This window comes from Nonomuraea sp. NPDC000554 (assembly GCF_040300065.1).
GTDB lineage: Bacteria > Actinomycetota > Actinomycetes > Streptosporangiales > Streptosporangiaceae > Nonomuraea.
Map to the genome: position 1 here is coordinate 20,471 of NZ_JBEPDC010000051.1, position 14,232 is coordinate 34,702.

The following is a 14,232-nucleotide window of genomic DNA, read 5'->3' on the forward strand; positions in this document are numbered from 1 at the left end:
GTGCGGCTCCCCTCCTTCCTCTCGCGGCCCCCCGCGATGGTTTATCCACATGGCCCCGCCGTCCTGGCGGCGGTCGGCCCGTCCGTCCACAACGTGGATTCCGCGTTGGATACCCAGGGAGTCCACAGGAGATCCACAGGTTGTGCACAGCCCTGCGGCGGCTCTGGAAGGGCCGACAGTATCCCTGTGCACAGCTGTGTTCAAGGCGTTGTCCACAGCCTAGTGGCACCACGATGCACATACTGTGGACGTGACCACAGCGGTGGAAAACCCGCATGTGGATTAGTGGATAACCGGCTCATGTTCGCCGCCGGTTTGACCTGGGCCATGCTTGGCCCGTAACGTACGACGGTCGGCTTGCCACGCGACGGCTATTTCGCGTGCCCTCGCTACAGTGGTAGGCCAGCCATGTGTGTAAGCGCCCTAGCGGCGCACCTTCAAGCCTGGAGCCCACCCGTGAGCAAGCGTACTTTCCAGCCGAACAACCGTCGCCGCGCGAAGACCCACGGCTTCCGGCTGCGGATGCGCACCCGGGCCGGTCGCGCCATCCTTGCCGCTCGTCGCCGTAAGGGCCGCGAGAAGCTGTCGGCCTGATCGTCCCGCGCCAGATAGTCCTGCCCGTCGGTGAGTCACGCCGGCGGGCGATAGGCGTATAGCGGTGCTTTCCCGAGGATCCCGCATGCGGCGCGGGGAGGAATTCGCGTTGGCGATCAAGCGCGGCAAACGCGCGGGTCGCCCCACTCTGGTGGTGCATCTCAACATTTCCGGGGATGCGGCGCCCATGGTCGGCTTCGTAGTGAGCCGGGCAGTCGGGGGCGCGGTCGTCCGCAACAAGGTCAAGCGACGGCTCCGACACCTGATGCGAGACCGTCTCGACCGGCTCCCGCGAGGTAGCCTGCTTGTGGTACGCGCCAATCCACCGGCCGCGTCAGCGCGATACGAGTATCTTGCCGCCGAGCTTGACCAAGCGTTGGATCGACTGCTCAGGCGGCGCGAGTCCTCGATGGATGGACATAGATGACGGAGCAGCCGCAAGGGGCGCTCCCGAGCCTCGCCGCTCGGGTGCTGATCGTCCCGATCCGGTTCTATCGGGCCTTCATCGGCCCGATGCTCGGTCCACGCTGCCGTTTCCACCCTTCGTGTAGTGCGTACGGGCTGGAGGCGCTGGCCGTACATGGAGCTTTGCGCGGCACATGGCTGACTGTCCGGCGAATCGGGCGGTGCCACCCATTCCATCCCGGAGGTATAGACCCGGTGCCCCCACGCCCGGTTCGGTCCCACGAAACGCAAGGGAGATAGCTCAGTGGAGCTGTCCTGGCTGAGCTGGCTCTACGAAGCCGTAGCCCACGTCATCATCTGGATCCATACCGGATACAGCGCGGTCCTCAACCCGGACAGCGGGCTGACCTGGGCTCTCACCATCATCACGCTGACCGTTTGCATGCGTCTCCTGATCTTCCCGCTGTTCCTCAAGCAGATGAGGTCCTCGCGGAAGATGCAGGAGCTCGCGCCCAAGGTGGCGGAGATTCGCAAGCGGTACAAGAACGACAAGCAGCGCATGAACCAGGAAGTCATGGCGCTGTACCAAGGGGCGGGCGCCAACCCGCTCGGAGGCTGCCTTCCTGTCGTCGCCCAGTTCCCGATCTTCATCTCGATGTTCACCGTGCTGCGCGCGATGGCCGACGGCCACGCCAAGTACGGCATGAGCCAGGCACTCGTCGACAGCGCCAGGTCCGCGCACATCTTCGGTGCGCCGCTCCCGGCCAGCTTCTGGATGTCCGAGGCGCAGATCACCAGCTTCGACGCGAGCGTGCTGCAGACGAAGATCGTGCTGGGGATCTTCGTGGCGATCAGCTCGCTCACCACGTTCCTCACCGTCCGGCAGAGCGTCGGCCGCTCCATGGCCCAGATGCCGGACAACCCCATGGCGCAGCAGCAGAAGATCCTGATGTACATCTCTCCGCTGTTCGCCTTCTTCAGCCTGAACTTCCCCCTGGGGTTGATCCTCTACTGGGTCACCACCAACCTGTGGACGCTGGGGCAGCAGCACTGGTTCTACAGCCGGCACCCGATGCCGCAGTACGACGCCAAGGGCAACGTGATCCCGGTCGAGCCCAAGCCCGGCCTGATCGCCAAGCTCCGCAAGTCCGCTCCCGAAGAGCAGGCGCCCCCGCCGCCTCCGGAGCCTAAGATCATCAGGCAGCAGCCCAGTCGCCAGTCACGCAGCAAGCGCACGGGCAGCAAGAAGTCGTGAACACGAAGGAGAGGCCGGCCATGACCGACGAGGCCGAGCAGGAGAAGACTCCTGACCTCAACGCGCTCGAGCAGGAAGGCGAGATCGCTGCCGACTACGTCGAGGGCCTTCTCGACATCGCCGACATCGACGGCGACATCGACATGGACGTCGAGGGCGACCGTGCGCTGGTCTCCGTTGTCGGGGTCAAGGGCAACGAGCTGGTAGGCCCCGGGGGCGAGGTCCTGGAGGCGCTGCAGGAGCTCACGCGCCTCGCCGTCCACAGGCAGACGGGGGAGCGGTCGCGGCTGATGCTGGACGTCGCCGGCTACCGCGAACGCCGGCGCGCGGAGCTGACCAAGCTCGGCACCGAGATCTCCAACCAGGTCAAGGAGCGGGGCGAGCCCAAGTCGCTCCAGCCCATGACCCCGTTCGAGCGCAAGATCGTCCATGACGCCGTAGCGGCGGCAGGCCTCCGCAGCGAGTCGGAAGGCGAGGAGCCCAACCGCTACGTGGTGATCCTCCCCGCCTGACCTGATCGCTTCCCACGCGACCGATCGGCCGCCGATCTCGCCTCACCCGAGGCGGATCGGCGGCCGTTTCACATCTCTCCGCGACCACAGCAGCGAGCCCCTGTCGGCCTGCCCTCGAACCCGCTCGCCGTCCGCTTCTGGGGGGCGGCGCTTCGCGCCCTTGAGGTCCTTTTGTGCGGCACGCATGGGTTACCCACTTTCCAGTGGTCCCCTCGGGCGCGTACCCGCACCACCGTGACCCCCGATTTCCTGGACGATTCGAGCGTCCGACTCGCACTGCCGGAGAGAGATGGCCGCTGGGACTCAGAGCTCGATTCCTCCAAGGCGGGAGGCCGTCTCTCCGCAAGGCCTGAGGTCACCCGGCTGCGGCTGTCGCGTCCCCGTAATGTCGTTGGGGGTCCAGGGGCATCGACGCGATAGCGAGGCCGCTCCGGGGAATGAGGATGTTTCGACCGGACAACTTCGTAGCGGAACGCATGCCCGATATGGCGTGCTCGTCAGTTCCCACTTGGGGCGGCCCGTTAGTCTTTTCACAGTGATCGCACACTTAGCCTTGGGTTTGACAGTGAACCTGACCCGACCCCCGAGACCACGCCCTCACCGGGCGAAACCCACCAGCCCGTAACAGAACCCTAGAAAGGGCCACCAACCCGTGAGCGACGAGCTACCCGCTCCGCCGGACATTGCGCGAGACGTCTTCACCGGCGAAGCCTGGGATCGGGCGAAGGCATTCGCCGAGCTCCTGGCAGGCCCAGGGGTGGTTCGTGGGCTGCTTGGCCCGCGCGAGGTGCCGCGGATCTGGGACCGTCACCTGCTCAACTGCGCCGTCGTCGCGGAGGCCGTCCCTGAGAACGCGCGCCTGGTCGACATCGGCTCCGGGGCCGGGCTGCCCGGCCTGGTGCTGGCGATCGTCCGGGACGACATCACGGTTACGCTGCTGGAGCCGCTGCTTCGCCGTACCGTGTTCCTGGAGGAGTGCGTTGCGGCGCTCAAGCTCGACAACGTTGAGGTGCTGCGCGGGCGAGCGGAGGAACTGGCGGGAAAGCGCGAGTTTGACGTGGCCAGCGCCCGCGCCGTCGCGCCGCTCGACCGGTTGCTGAAGTGGGCCATGCCGCTCCTGCGTGAGGGGGGCGAGCTGATCGCCATGAAGGGGGAGCGCGCCGCCGAGGAGCTCGCCGAAGCGGAGCCGCAGCTGCGCGCGAGCGGAGTGACGACGGCTGAGCTTGTGACCGTCGGGCGCGGTAAGGTCGAGCCGCCTGCAACTTTGGTTCGGGTGGTAGCGGGCCGCGCGCCGGAGCGAGGTAGGCGGCGACGAAGGAGGTGACAGGCTGTGCCGATGGGGCCAAGCGGGCTTGGCTGGCCGGACAGTCCTTCGTCCGAGAGTCCTGCTGGGGTTGGCTGGCCCGAAATGGGCGTGTCGCGACAGCAAATTCCCGGCACCACCATGCCGCTGGTTGAAAGGATGGCCATCGTGACCCAGACCCCCCTGAACCCCGGTGACTCCCCGTTGGTACGAGAGGCGCTCAGCTCAGTGGTTTCACGTGAAACATCTGCCACCCAGACGGCGGCCCAGTCGGACGAATCCTCCCGGCCGGGTAGCGGGGCCTGGCCTCGTCCGTCCAAGGGCAGAGTGATCGCTGTGGCGAACCAGAAGGGGGGTGTCGGCAAGACGACGACGTCCGTCAACATCGCGGCAGCGCTCTCCATGAACGGCCAGCGGGTTCTTGTCGTCGACCTCGACCCCCAGGGCAACGCTTCCACCGCGCTGGCGACCGAGCACCGGGGCGATGTCCCGGATGTCTATCAAGTCCTCGTGGACGACCTCCCCCTGGCTGAGATCGTCAAGCAGGTGCCCGACATGCCCGGCCTTTACTGCGCCCCCGCCACGATCGACCTGGCGGGAGCCGAGATCGAGCTCGTCTCCCTGGTGGCCAGAGAGGCCCGCCTTCGCCGGGCCCTGGCGGCGTACGACGCGATCGACTTCGACTACATCATCATCGACTGCCCGCCCTCGCTGGGGCTGCTGACGGTCAACGCCCTGGTCGCCGCCGACGAGGTGATGATCCCTATCCAGTGCGAGTACTACGCCCTGGAAGGGCTGGGCCAGCTCCTCCGCAACGTGGACCTGATCAAGGCGCATCTGAACCCGACGCTGCGCCTCTCGACGATCGTCCTCACCATGTACGACGGCCGCACCCGCCTCGCCTCCCAGGTCGCGGACGAGGTCCGCGCGCACTTCGGTGAGACGGTCCTCAAGACCGTCATCCCCCGGAGCGTCCGCCTGTCGGAAGCGCCCAGCTACGGCCAGTCCGTCATGACGTACGACCCGGGTTCCAGTGGCGCGATGGCCTACATGGACGCTGCCCGCGAGATCGCTCACCGCGCCATCGTCTGACCGACCTCACCACGTCCTCCACAGGACCGTCTCGCGCCTGGGACGGCTGGTCTAGGTGGGGGCTGGCACAGGCGTACGGCGGACGCGTTGGCTCCGCCGCTCCCATCAGTGGGCTGACACAGGCATCCCAAAGAGGACAGCGGCGTCGGCTCGGCATACCCGTCAGGAGGCCAGCACAGGCCTCCCGGGTGGGGACGGCGGTTGCGTCGGCTCGGCATCGCTCGGGCGCGTCACCTGAGCTCGTCGTCTGCCGCAGTCGGCACCGAGCGTCGGGAGCTGGGCATGCCACACCCGGTGCTGCTGTCGGCTGCGCCTGCTCGCCGCCCTACCTGGCGCGTCGGCCACCGTGGACAGTGTCCGCATGCGCTGCTGACGCGTCTATCCCCTGCACACCTTGCGGCTGTCGGACGCGCTTACCAGCGCCGGGCGGCCGCACTCCACGCTCCTGCTGCCCGGGGTGAGTTCATCCCCGCCCAGCGGAGCGCAGGTGGATCACCGCGGAGCTGCTTGCACGGCGCGGCCCGCCGCTGAGGTCCGCTCGTTGCACGGCTTCCTGCCTTCGCATGTCGACGCCGTGGCACGGAGGTTGGACGCGGGGTGGCCCGGGGTCTTCGCCGCGTGGTGTCGGGTGCCTGTCGTGTGGCATTGAGGGTGTCCATGCTGAGTTGAGAGTCGGGTGTCATGCGCGTGGCGTCGAGGGGCGGACCGTCCACGTGGCGTTGAGAGTCGAGTGTCTGGCGTGTGGCGTCCGTGATCTGCCGGCTGGTCGCGCGGGGAATCGATGTGGTCGGCGGTGGGCACCGCACGGAGCGCCTGGGACGCGGCACGTGCAACGGCGACTGTCGTGAGCCTGGGCGGCAGGGGAGATTGTCTTCCGTTGCTGGGTGGGTGATGGGCTCTGGGGGAGTTTGGTGGAAATCCGGTGGGGTCGCGTGTGGCGAGAGGGTACCCGGTCGCGTTCACGACGGTAACCTCTCCTGGAGTGACCGGAATCGGCCGGGTGGTGAGGAGACGCAGTGAGTCAGCAGCGGCGGGGATTGGGCAAGGGGCTCGGGGCGCTCATCCCGACCGGTCCCATCGTTGACGGCGCGGGGGCGGTGGCCAACGGCAGCGGGTCAACGGGGGAGACCGGGCCCAAGCCGATCGCTGGGGCGTACTTCAAGGAGGTCACCCTCACCGCGATCGTGCCCAACCCTCGGCAGCCGCGTGACGTCTTCGACGAGGATCGGTTGCACGAACTGGCTGCGTCCATCCGAGAGGTCGGGCTGCTGCAGCCGATCGTGGTGCGGCCGGTTGGTGGCGGGCAGTACGAGTTGATCATGGGGGAGCGGCGGTGGCGGGCCAGCCAGTTGGCCGGGCTGGAACAGGTCCCCGCGATCGTCCGCAACACGCAGGACGACGAGCTGCTCCGCGACGCGTTGATCGAGAACCTTCAGCGGGAACAGCTCAACGCGTTGGAAGAGGCCGCGGCGTACCAGCAGTTGCTCGACGACTTCCAGGCCACTCACGAACAGCTTGCGCAGAAGGTCGGGCGCTCCCGGTCGCACATCACGAACACCCTGCGTCTGCTGAATCTGCCGCCAGAGGTTCAGACGAAGGTGGCCGCCGGCACGATCAGTGCCGGGCATGCGCGCGCCTTGCTGAGCCTCAGCGACCCGGACGAGCAGATCCAGTTGGCCAAGCGGATCGTGGCCGAGTTGCTGTCGGTGCGGGCGGTGGAAGAGATCGTGAGTCTGGGTAGCGTCAAGGCCGCGCCGAAGGCTCCGCGTGAGCGGCAGCGGAACAAGCCGACCGCCCCTGGCCTCACCCACCTCGCCGACCGGCTCTCCGACCACTTCGAGACCAAGGTGAAGGTCGACCTGGGCCATCGAAAGGGGAGGATCGTCGTCGAGTTCGCGACGATCGACGACCTTGAGCGGATTATCGGCACCATGGCTCCGGAGGCAGTCCGCGCCATGCGGGACGCAGAGGACTGACGCTGTTTCACGTGAAGCCATCGTGGCACCCTCGCTCGGGGCGCGTTTCACGTGAAACAACGGCGCATGGAGAGCTGTAGGGACGGTGGCACTCCTCCTGCATGAGCCCACCGAAACCGGCTCCGTGGGCATTCCGGAGTCGAAGGTGCGGTCACTCAAAGAGTCCAGGGCGTGCAGATCGAGCGCTGTGCGGGGGCGAGCGCCGTGCGGGGCGGTTGCGGCGAGCTAGTGGCGTGTGGGACGAGTGCTCTGCAGGGTGAGCGGCCTATGAGGCAGCCGCATGTAGGGGAGCGCTGCGCGAGGGTGAGCGGCCTGTGGGGTAGCGGCGGGTCAGCGCCGAGCGGGGGCGAGTGGCCTATGGGGCGGGCGCTGCGCGGGGGCGAGCGGGTCGCTGGCGTGGCGACGCGGCTGAGGGGCAGAGCGGCGGTCAAGTAGCGGGGCGTGGCTTGGCGTGGATTTTGAGGGCATCAGGAACGCCAACCTCATGGCCGTCAGCGTTGGTCGCCCGGACTCACCGCAACACCCAATCTCCGTCTCTCGGGAGCCGCTACGCGTCCCGAATCGCTGGGTGACGTCGGCGCGCGACGGTAATGATCGTAAGCGTCGGTCCGTGGGGCAGTTGGCGTGTGGCGGCCGGGTGAGGTGCGGTCGGGTCGAGTGCGGTGGGGTGGAGTGCGGTCGGGTGGCGGTTGGACGGATGGATGGTGACCGTGGGGGGTTGGTGCTTTTGGCCTGGCCCACGCCCGGGTCGTGACGAGCGGCTGGAAGGACTACTACAACCACCGCCGACGACGCAGCTCCCTCGGCTGCCAGGCACCAGCGGCCTACGTCGCGTCGTGCACACACCGATGAGTCGTCCGTTGTCGACCGCAGCCCACATAGCCACGCGCGGCAACCCCTGTGGCGTAAGGTCCCAGGTGTGGATACAACAGCGCCGGTACCCCGCGTCCTCGTGATCGGCCTTGACCCGTATCGGATTCCCGGGCCCTGGGACCCGAAGCCGGTAGCCGACGCAATCGCGATCGGCATGGCTCGATTCACCGAGCACGGCATCGGCGTCGAGACCTGCCTTTTCGGCCTCGACGGCAGCGACGACGTGGAAACGATCGTCAGCCATACCCTGAGCGCGCGGCCCTGGGAATGCGTCGTCATCGGCGGCGGCGTACGGAAACCCGAAGATCAGCTTGAGTTGTTCGAGCAGATCATCAACCTGGTACGACGACACGCTCCCAGCGCGGCGATCGCGTTCAACAGCAACCCAACGGATACCTTCGACGCAGCCGCCCGCTGGATCGACATTCCCGGACCGACCAGTTCCAGCTAACCAGCGCGGCACCCACCCGAAGCACACCCCGGCCGCCTTCGGGGCGAAGCACCACCGGGCCGCCGGCTCTCACCGCGTCTGGATCACTTCTCGGGGTCCCTCCACTTTGGTGTGGACGGGGGGCGGCTGGAGTTGGAGGCGTGGCGGCGGCCGTCGGGTGGGTGTGGTGCCGACGGGAAGCGTGGCGGTGTGCGCGGGTTGGGGCCAGCGCCAAACGCGATGATGCTCTCGGATAGGGGAGGGCTTTACGCGGTCGCGTGCGGCAGTCGTGTGGGTGGAGTGGGACGGGGTGCGGTGGACTCCGCCTACCGCCGCGCCTAGTTGGAGCTTCCCCGGTCGCGCCTTCGCGCAGAGGCTGGGAGTTCGACTTGGTGTCACGTGAAACAGCGAGACCGTGAACCAGTGAGACGCCGGCTCTCGTGATACGGCGAGACTCCGGGCCCTCCTCGGTGTGTCGGTGCTGCACGCTCTGCTCGGCCAGTTCTGCACTCTCTACTCGGCGTCAGCTGAAACGCTGGAAAGCCTGCCGCTGCTGTTTCACGTGAAACAGCGCGCCGCTTCGCCGGCTACTCCTGTGGTGTCGACCATCACGCGGCAGCGCTCGGGCTCGCCACCGCCAGGGTCGCCTTCGGCGGGCCCGCCACCGCAAGAGCGTCTGCGCCGGGCTTGCCTCTGCCTCAGACAGGGCTCCTTCCCGTGGCGGGGTTCCTTCCCCCGCCACGGTTCCCCCGTGGACTCACGGTCACTGGGTCTCGCAGTCACGGGGCCTCGACGAGCTCGATGTCGCTGGGCTCGCACCCATGCGGCTACCGTCGCGCAGCGATGGCGCACGATGCCGCGCTCGACGTCTCAACGCGCCTTCCGTGGTGAGGTCCACCCGCTGGCGACTCGCACTTCGCCTCCAACCTTCGGGGTGCTCGACCTCTGGCATACAACCATCGGGGAGTGTCCGCGGATGGACGCGACTAGTCAGACAGGAAGACCGGTTCGCTCGTAGAGGGCCGACCGACCTTGCCGCGTCCGACGGCGCTTCCGCTGTTTGCCGGACACTCCACGCAGAGGGTTGTCAGGGGGTTGTCGCAGCGCGGATGTCCGCCAGGAAGTCGTCGATGTGGGTCTCGGTGGTGTCGAAGGCGGTCATCCAGCGGACCGTGCCGGTGGACTCGTCCCAGGGGTGGAAGAGGTAGCGCGACAGGAGCGTGCGCGTGGCCTCCGGCGGGAGGGTGGCGAAGACGGCGTTGGACTCCACCGGGTACGCGAGGCGCACGTCCGGGAGGTCGGCCAAGCCGGTCGCCAGGCGTTGGGCCATGGCGTTGGCGTGTCGGGCGTTCCGGAGCCAGAGGTCGTCCGTGAGGAGGGCGGAGAGTTGCGCGGAGATGAAGCGCATCTTCGAGGCGAGTTGGAGCGACTGGCGCCGCAGGAAGGGAACGGCGGTCGACAGGGACGGGTCGAGGACCACGACTGCCTCCGCCGCGAGCGCGCCGTTCTTGGTGCCGCCGAAGCTGAACACGTCGACTCCGGCGTCCGTGGTGATGGCGGCGAGGGAGCAGTCGAGGTGTGCGGCGGCGTTGGCGAGCCTGGCGCCGTCGACGTGCAGGCGCAGGCCGGACGCGTGCGCGACCTCGGCCAGCGCGGCGATCTCAGCGGGGGTGTAGCAGGTGCCGAGCTCCGTGACCTGGGAGATGGAGACGACGGTGGGCTGCGGCTCGTGGTGCTGGCCGAGGACGTGCAGACGGCTGGTGACGTCCTCGGGGCGGAGCTTGCCGTCCTGTGTCGGGACGGTGAGGAGTTTGACTCCCAGCAGCCGTTCTGCGGCGCCCGTCTCGTGGGTGGCGATGTGCGCGGTGTCGGGGCAGATGACGGCGTCGTAGCGGCCGAGCGTGAGGGCCAGCCCGACCATGTTGGCGCCTGCCCCGTTCAGCACCGCGAAGCCCTCCGCCGCGGGGCCGAACACGTCCTTGATCTGGCTCGAGAAGGCGGACGTCCAGCGGTCGTCGCCGTAGGCGGGGGCGTCTCCGTGGTTGGCCGCCGCCATGGCCTCCATGACGGCCGGGTGGACGCCCGCGTGGTTGTCGCTGGCGAAGCTCTTGGGATAGGTGGGATCGATCAGCACCCCGCCAGGCTACTTACCCCGGGTGGCGGCGTTCTGGAGGAGGACGCGGCAGAGGTCGCCGAGGTCGCGCCCGGCGGCCTCGACCGCCATCGGGAGGAGCGAGGTCTCGGTCATGCCGGGCGCCACGTTCACTTCCAGGAAGTGCGGCTGGTCGGACGCGTCGACGATGAGGTCGGTGCGGGAGATGTCGCGTAGCCCGAGCGCGGTGTGCGCGGTGACCGCCATCTCCGCGCAGGCGGCCGCGGCCTGGGGGGAGAGGCGGGCGGGAGCGAAGAACTCGGTGTGCCCGGCGGTGTAGCGCGCGGCGTAGTCGTAGACGCCTTCGTCGGGGACGATCTCGACGGCCGGGAGCGCCGTCGGGCCGTCGCCGAGGTCCACCACGGAGACGGAGACCTCGACGCCTTCGACGTAGCGTTCGATGAGCGCGGTGTCGCCGTAGGCGAAGCAGCCGACCATGGCGGCGGGCAGCTCTTCGGCGGTGCGCACGATGGACGCGCCCAGCGCGGAGCCGCCGCGGGAGGGCTTGACGAAGAGGGGGAGGCCGAGGTGCTCCACGATGCGTCCGAGGACGACGGTGGCGCCCAGGTCGTGGAAGGTCTCCTTGGGCAGCGTGACCGACTCGGGAGTGCGCAGCCCGACGCCACGCACGACCGCTTTCGCGGTGGGCTTGTCGAACGCGACCCGGCAGGCGTCAGGGTCGGCGCCGACGTACGGGACGTTGAGCAGTTCCAGCACGGAACGGATCGCGCCGTCCTCGCCCGCGCCGCCGTGGAGCGTCACGAAGACCGCCTCGGGCGGGTCGGCGAGGATCGAGGGGACGAGCGAGGCGTCGGTGTCGCGCGCCTCGACGTCGACGCCGGCCGCGCGCAGCACCTCGCTCACCCGGCGGCCCGAGCGCAGGGACACCTCCCGCTCGTACGAGAGGCCACCGGCCAGCACGAGCACGTGGCCCAGATCGCTCATCACAACTCCTCCGCTGATGGCACGCCGCACCACCGTACCGGCGCTGGGGCGGGGTGGCCGCCCCGCGGTCGTCCCACCGTATCGGTGCCGGGGACGGGGGTGTCCGCGCGGGGAGCGAGCCCCCGCGACGGGTCGTCCCACCGTACCGGTGCCGGGAGCGGGAGGTGTACGCGCGTGGCGCGATCCCGAGGCGGACGCGCCGCCGTACTCAGGGCACGAGGCCCCTTGGCGGCCGTCCCGTAAAGGTGTCGGGAGGGAGTGGACGGCGGCCCGCCCCCGGACCGGTACGGGAGCACGGGATACCTGGCGCGTGCCGAGGCGCGGACGCCTGGCGCGATGCTGGGGCGTTGGACGCCTGGCTCGTGGCTAGGGCGCGGGATGACTGGTTCGTGCCGATGCCGGAACCGGCCGGCTTCCCGAGGAGGCCGGCCGGTGGGCGGAGGTCAGGCCAGGTCCGGGCCCGGGGTGTCGACGCCGTTGTGGCCGCGGGCCGAAGCGGTGCCGAACGTGTCGCGCAGCTGCATCTCCTGCTCGATCACCCCGGCGAGCCGTCGCACACCCTCGCGGATGCGGTCGGGCTCGGGGTAGCAGAACGACAGCCGCATCTGACGTGAGCCGCTGCCGTCGGAGAAGAAGCCGGTGCCCGGTACGAACGCGACCCGTTCAGCCACGGCGCGCGGCAGGATCGCCTTCGAGTCGAGCCCCTCGGGCAGCGTGGCCCAGACGAAGAAGCCGCCCGCGGGCTTGGTCCAGGTGACCTCCGGAGGCATGAGCGCGTCCAGGGCTTCGAGGAGGGCGTCGCGGCGCTCGCGGTAGAGCTCCTTGAAGGACTTGATCTGCTCGCGCCACGGCTGCGTCGCCAGGTACTGCCCGACGGCCAGCTGGGTGAACGACGAGTGCGACAGCACGGCCGACTCCATGGCGAGCACGAGCTTGTCGCGGATGGCGTGCGGCGCGAGCGCCCAGCCGACCCGGAACCCGGGGGCGAGCGTCTTGGAGAACGACCCGAGATAGACCACTCCGTCGGGGTTGTCGGCCCGGAGCGCGCGCATCGGCTCGCCGTCGAACCCGAGCAGCCCGTACGGGTTGTCCTCGATGATGAGGATTCCGGCCCGCTGGCAGATGTCGAGCACCTGCTGCCGCCGCGGCAGGTTCAGCGTGACTCCGGCCGGGTTGTGGAAGGTCGGGATCGTGTAGAGGAACTTGATCGGCGCTCCGGCGGTCTCCAGGGCATAGATGGTCTGCGCCAGCGATTCGGGCACGATGCCCTGATCGTCCATGGCGATATGCACCACTTTGGCCTGGTAAGCGGAGAAAGTGCCCAGGGCGCCGACGTACGACGGCCCCTCGGCGAGCACCACGTCGCCCGGGTCGATGAAGATGCGGCTGACCAGGTCGAGAGCCTGCTGCGAGCCCACCGTGACGACCACGTCGTCCGCCCCGGCCTCGATCCCCTCCAACTGCATGACGTCGCAGATCTGCTGGCGCAGGTGCGGGTCGCCCTGGCCGGAGCCATACTGCAACGCGACCGGGCCGCGCCTGGTCACCAGGTCGGAGACCAGCTCGCCGACCATGTCGAGGGGGAGCGCCGTGACGTACGGCATGCCGCCGGCGAGCGAGACCACCTCGGGTCTTGACGCGACGGCGAAGAGAGCTCGGACCTCGGAGGCAACCATCCCGGTAGCTCGGGCGGCGTACCGGTCGACGTAGGCATCGATGCGCGACCCCTGGGTCGCGGGCGTTTGACCGTGATCGAGCTCTTCTGTCACGGTCCACCTCCTAGATGTCATTTGAGCCGAAATACCAGATTACGCCAGTCCGACATGTCGCCTGTGAGAGGGCACGTCCGTCGTGGTGCCCGCTGGCTGCGTCATCACTGAGCTACGATGCCAGCAACGGACGCGGTTTTCGCGCGCTTTTCCGGTTCAACGATTGGGGCCGTAGTTGTCGCGTCGGCTGGTCAACATCACCCTGGACAACCTGGACGATCTGCCTCGCCGCTGCCGGCGGTGCGTGTTCTGGGAGCTCGACCCTGTCAGCGGGGAGCGGGCCGTCGTGTCGGGTGACCCCGGGCTGGAGAAGGAGGCCTGGCTCTCCGGCACGCTGCTCGAATGGGGCAGCTGCGGAAAGATCGCCTATGTCGACGGGGTGCCCGCCGGATTCGTCATCTACAGCCCGCCTCTCTACTCGCCCCGTTCGGTGGCCTTCCCCACCTCGCCGGTGAGCGCCGACGCGGTCCTGCTGATGACCGCGCACATCATCCCCGAGTTCTCGGGCGGCGGCCTGGGCCGGATGCTCATCCAGGGGGTGGCCAAGGATCTGACGCGGCGCGGTGTGAAGGCCATCGAGGCGTTCGGTGACCTGAAGTGGGAGGAGCCGAGCTGCGTCGTCCCGGCCGAATACCTGCTTTCGGTCGGCTTCAAGACGGTCCGGCCGCATCTGCGCTTCCCGCGCCTGCGGCTGGAGCTGAAGACCGCCATCTCGTGGCGTGAGGACGTCGAGGTGGCCTTGGAACGGCTGCTCGGCTCCATGAGCCCGGAAAGGGCCCTTCGGCCCGTCTAGCCGCCTTTGAGGGCCGTATGCGAAGAGCCCCCCGCGAAGCGCGGATTCGAGGGGTCGTCGCAACACAGTGATCAATTACTGGCTGCGAGCAGCATAGTGAGACGCTCGGCTGGGGTATCCCAGTCGAGCGTCT

General features: G+C 68.5%; 14 protein-coding genes. 11 read left to right on the plus strand and 3 right to left on the minus strand.

Features of this window, described 5'->3' with window-relative positions:
* The first annotated feature begins 456 nt into the window (after positions 1 to 456).
* From rpmH to ABT294_RS49605, 10 genes are all read left to right on the plus strand, one after another.
* Positions 457 to 594, plus strand: coding sequence for a 50S ribosomal protein L34 (gene rpmH, locus ABT294_RS49560; RefSeq protein WP_043614899.1), 138 nt, complete (start codon positions 457 to 459; stop codon positions 592 to 594).
* A 64-nt stretch (positions 595 to 658) separates the two neighbouring features.
* On the plus strand, positions 659 to 1,021 hold the full coding sequence (gene rnpA, locus ABT294_RS49565; RefSeq protein ID WP_350813523.1) for a ribonuclease P protein component: 363 nt from the start codon (positions 659 to 661) through the stop codon (positions 1,019 to 1,021).
* Positions 1,018 to 1,299 (plus strand): membrane protein insertion efficiency factor YidD, encoded by a 282-nt coding sequence (yidD, locus tag ABT294_RS49570; RefSeq protein ID WP_350813524.1) that lies wholly within the window; start codon positions 1,018 to 1,020, stop codon positions 1,297 to 1,299. The genes rnpA and yidD overlap by 4 nt, the downstream gene beginning before the upstream one ends.
* Before the next feature lie 4 nt (positions 1,300 to 1,303).
* Positions 1,304 to 2,254 (plus strand): membrane protein insertase YidC, encoded by a 951-nt coding sequence (gene yidC, locus ABT294_RS49575; protein ID WP_350813525.1) that lies wholly within the window; start codon positions 1,304 to 1,306, stop codon positions 2,252 to 2,254.
* 20 nt (positions 2,255 to 2,274) lie between these two features.
* Positions 2,275 to 2,766, plus strand: coding sequence for a Jag family protein (locus ABT294_RS49580; RefSeq protein WP_350813535.1), 492 nt, complete (start codon positions 2,275 to 2,277; stop codon positions 2,764 to 2,766).
* Positions 2,767 to 3,418: 652 nt separating this feature from the next.
* Complete coding sequence (gene rsmG / locus ABT294_RS49585; RefSeq protein WP_350813526.1) at positions 3,419 to 4,090, plus strand: 16S rRNA (guanine(527)-N(7))-methyltransferase RsmG; 672 nt, start codon at positions 3,419 to 3,421, stop codon at positions 4,088 to 4,090.
* A 138-nt stretch (positions 4,091 to 4,228) separates the two neighbouring features.
* Positions 4,229 to 5,161 (plus strand): ParA family protein, encoded by a 933-nt coding sequence (locus tag ABT294_RS49590; protein WP_502912247.1) that lies wholly within the window; start codon positions 4,229 to 4,231, stop codon positions 5,159 to 5,161.
* A gap of 1,016 nt (positions 5,162 to 6,177) precedes the next feature.
* A complete protein-coding gene (locus ABT294_RS49595; RefSeq protein WP_350813528.1) occupies positions 6,178 to 7,137 on the plus strand; it encodes a ParB/RepB/Spo0J family partition protein in 960 nt (319 codons plus the stop codon).
* 732 nt (positions 7,138 to 7,869) lie between these two features.
* Positions 7,870 to 7,989: an integrase core domain-containing protein gene (locus tag ABT294_RS49600; RefSeq protein ID WP_502912249.1), complete on the plus strand. Its 120-nt coding sequence runs from the start codon at positions 7,870 to 7,872 to the stop codon at positions 7,987 to 7,989.
* A gap of 100 nt (positions 7,990 to 8,089) precedes the next feature.
* Positions 8,090 to 8,461 carry a hypothetical protein gene (locus ABT294_RS49605; protein ID WP_350813529.1) on the plus strand — a complete coding sequence of 124 codons (372 nt, stop codon included), beginning with the start codon at positions 8,090 to 8,092 and terminating at the stop codon, positions 8,459 to 8,461.
* Between the two features lie 1,066 nt (positions 8,462 to 9,527).
* On the opposite strand, the gene ABT294_RS49610 is transcribed toward ABT294_RS49605, so the two are convergent.
* From ABT294_RS49610 to ABT294_RS49620, 3 genes are all read right to left on the minus strand, one after another.
* The gene (locus ABT294_RS49610; RefSeq protein ID WP_350813530.1) at positions 9,528 to 10,574 is read right to left on the minus strand and encodes a threonine aldolase family protein; all 1,047 of its coding nucleotides are present in this window, start codon (positions 10,572 to 10,574) and stop codon (positions 9,528 to 9,530) included.
* A 9-nt stretch (positions 10,575 to 10,583) separates the two neighbouring features.
* Positions 10,584 to 11,537 (minus strand): D-alanine--D-alanine ligase family protein, encoded by a 954-nt coding sequence (locus tag ABT294_RS49615; protein WP_350813531.1) that lies wholly within the window; start codon positions 11,535 to 11,537, stop codon positions 10,584 to 10,586.
* A 443-nt stretch (positions 11,538 to 11,980) separates the two neighbouring features.
* Complete coding sequence (locus tag ABT294_RS49620; RefSeq protein WP_502912248.1) at positions 11,981 to 13,306, minus strand: aminotransferase-like domain-containing protein; 1,326 nt, start codon at positions 13,304 to 13,306, stop codon at positions 11,981 to 11,983.
* A gap of 175 nt (positions 13,307 to 13,481) precedes the next feature.
* On the opposite strand from ABT294_RS49620, the gene ABT294_RS49625 reads away from it, so the two are divergent.
* A complete protein-coding gene (locus ABT294_RS49625; RefSeq protein WP_350813532.1) occupies positions 13,482 to 14,099 on the plus strand; it encodes a GNAT family N-acetyltransferase in 618 nt (205 codons plus the stop codon).
* Positions 14,100 to 14,232: the final 133 nt, after the last annotated feature.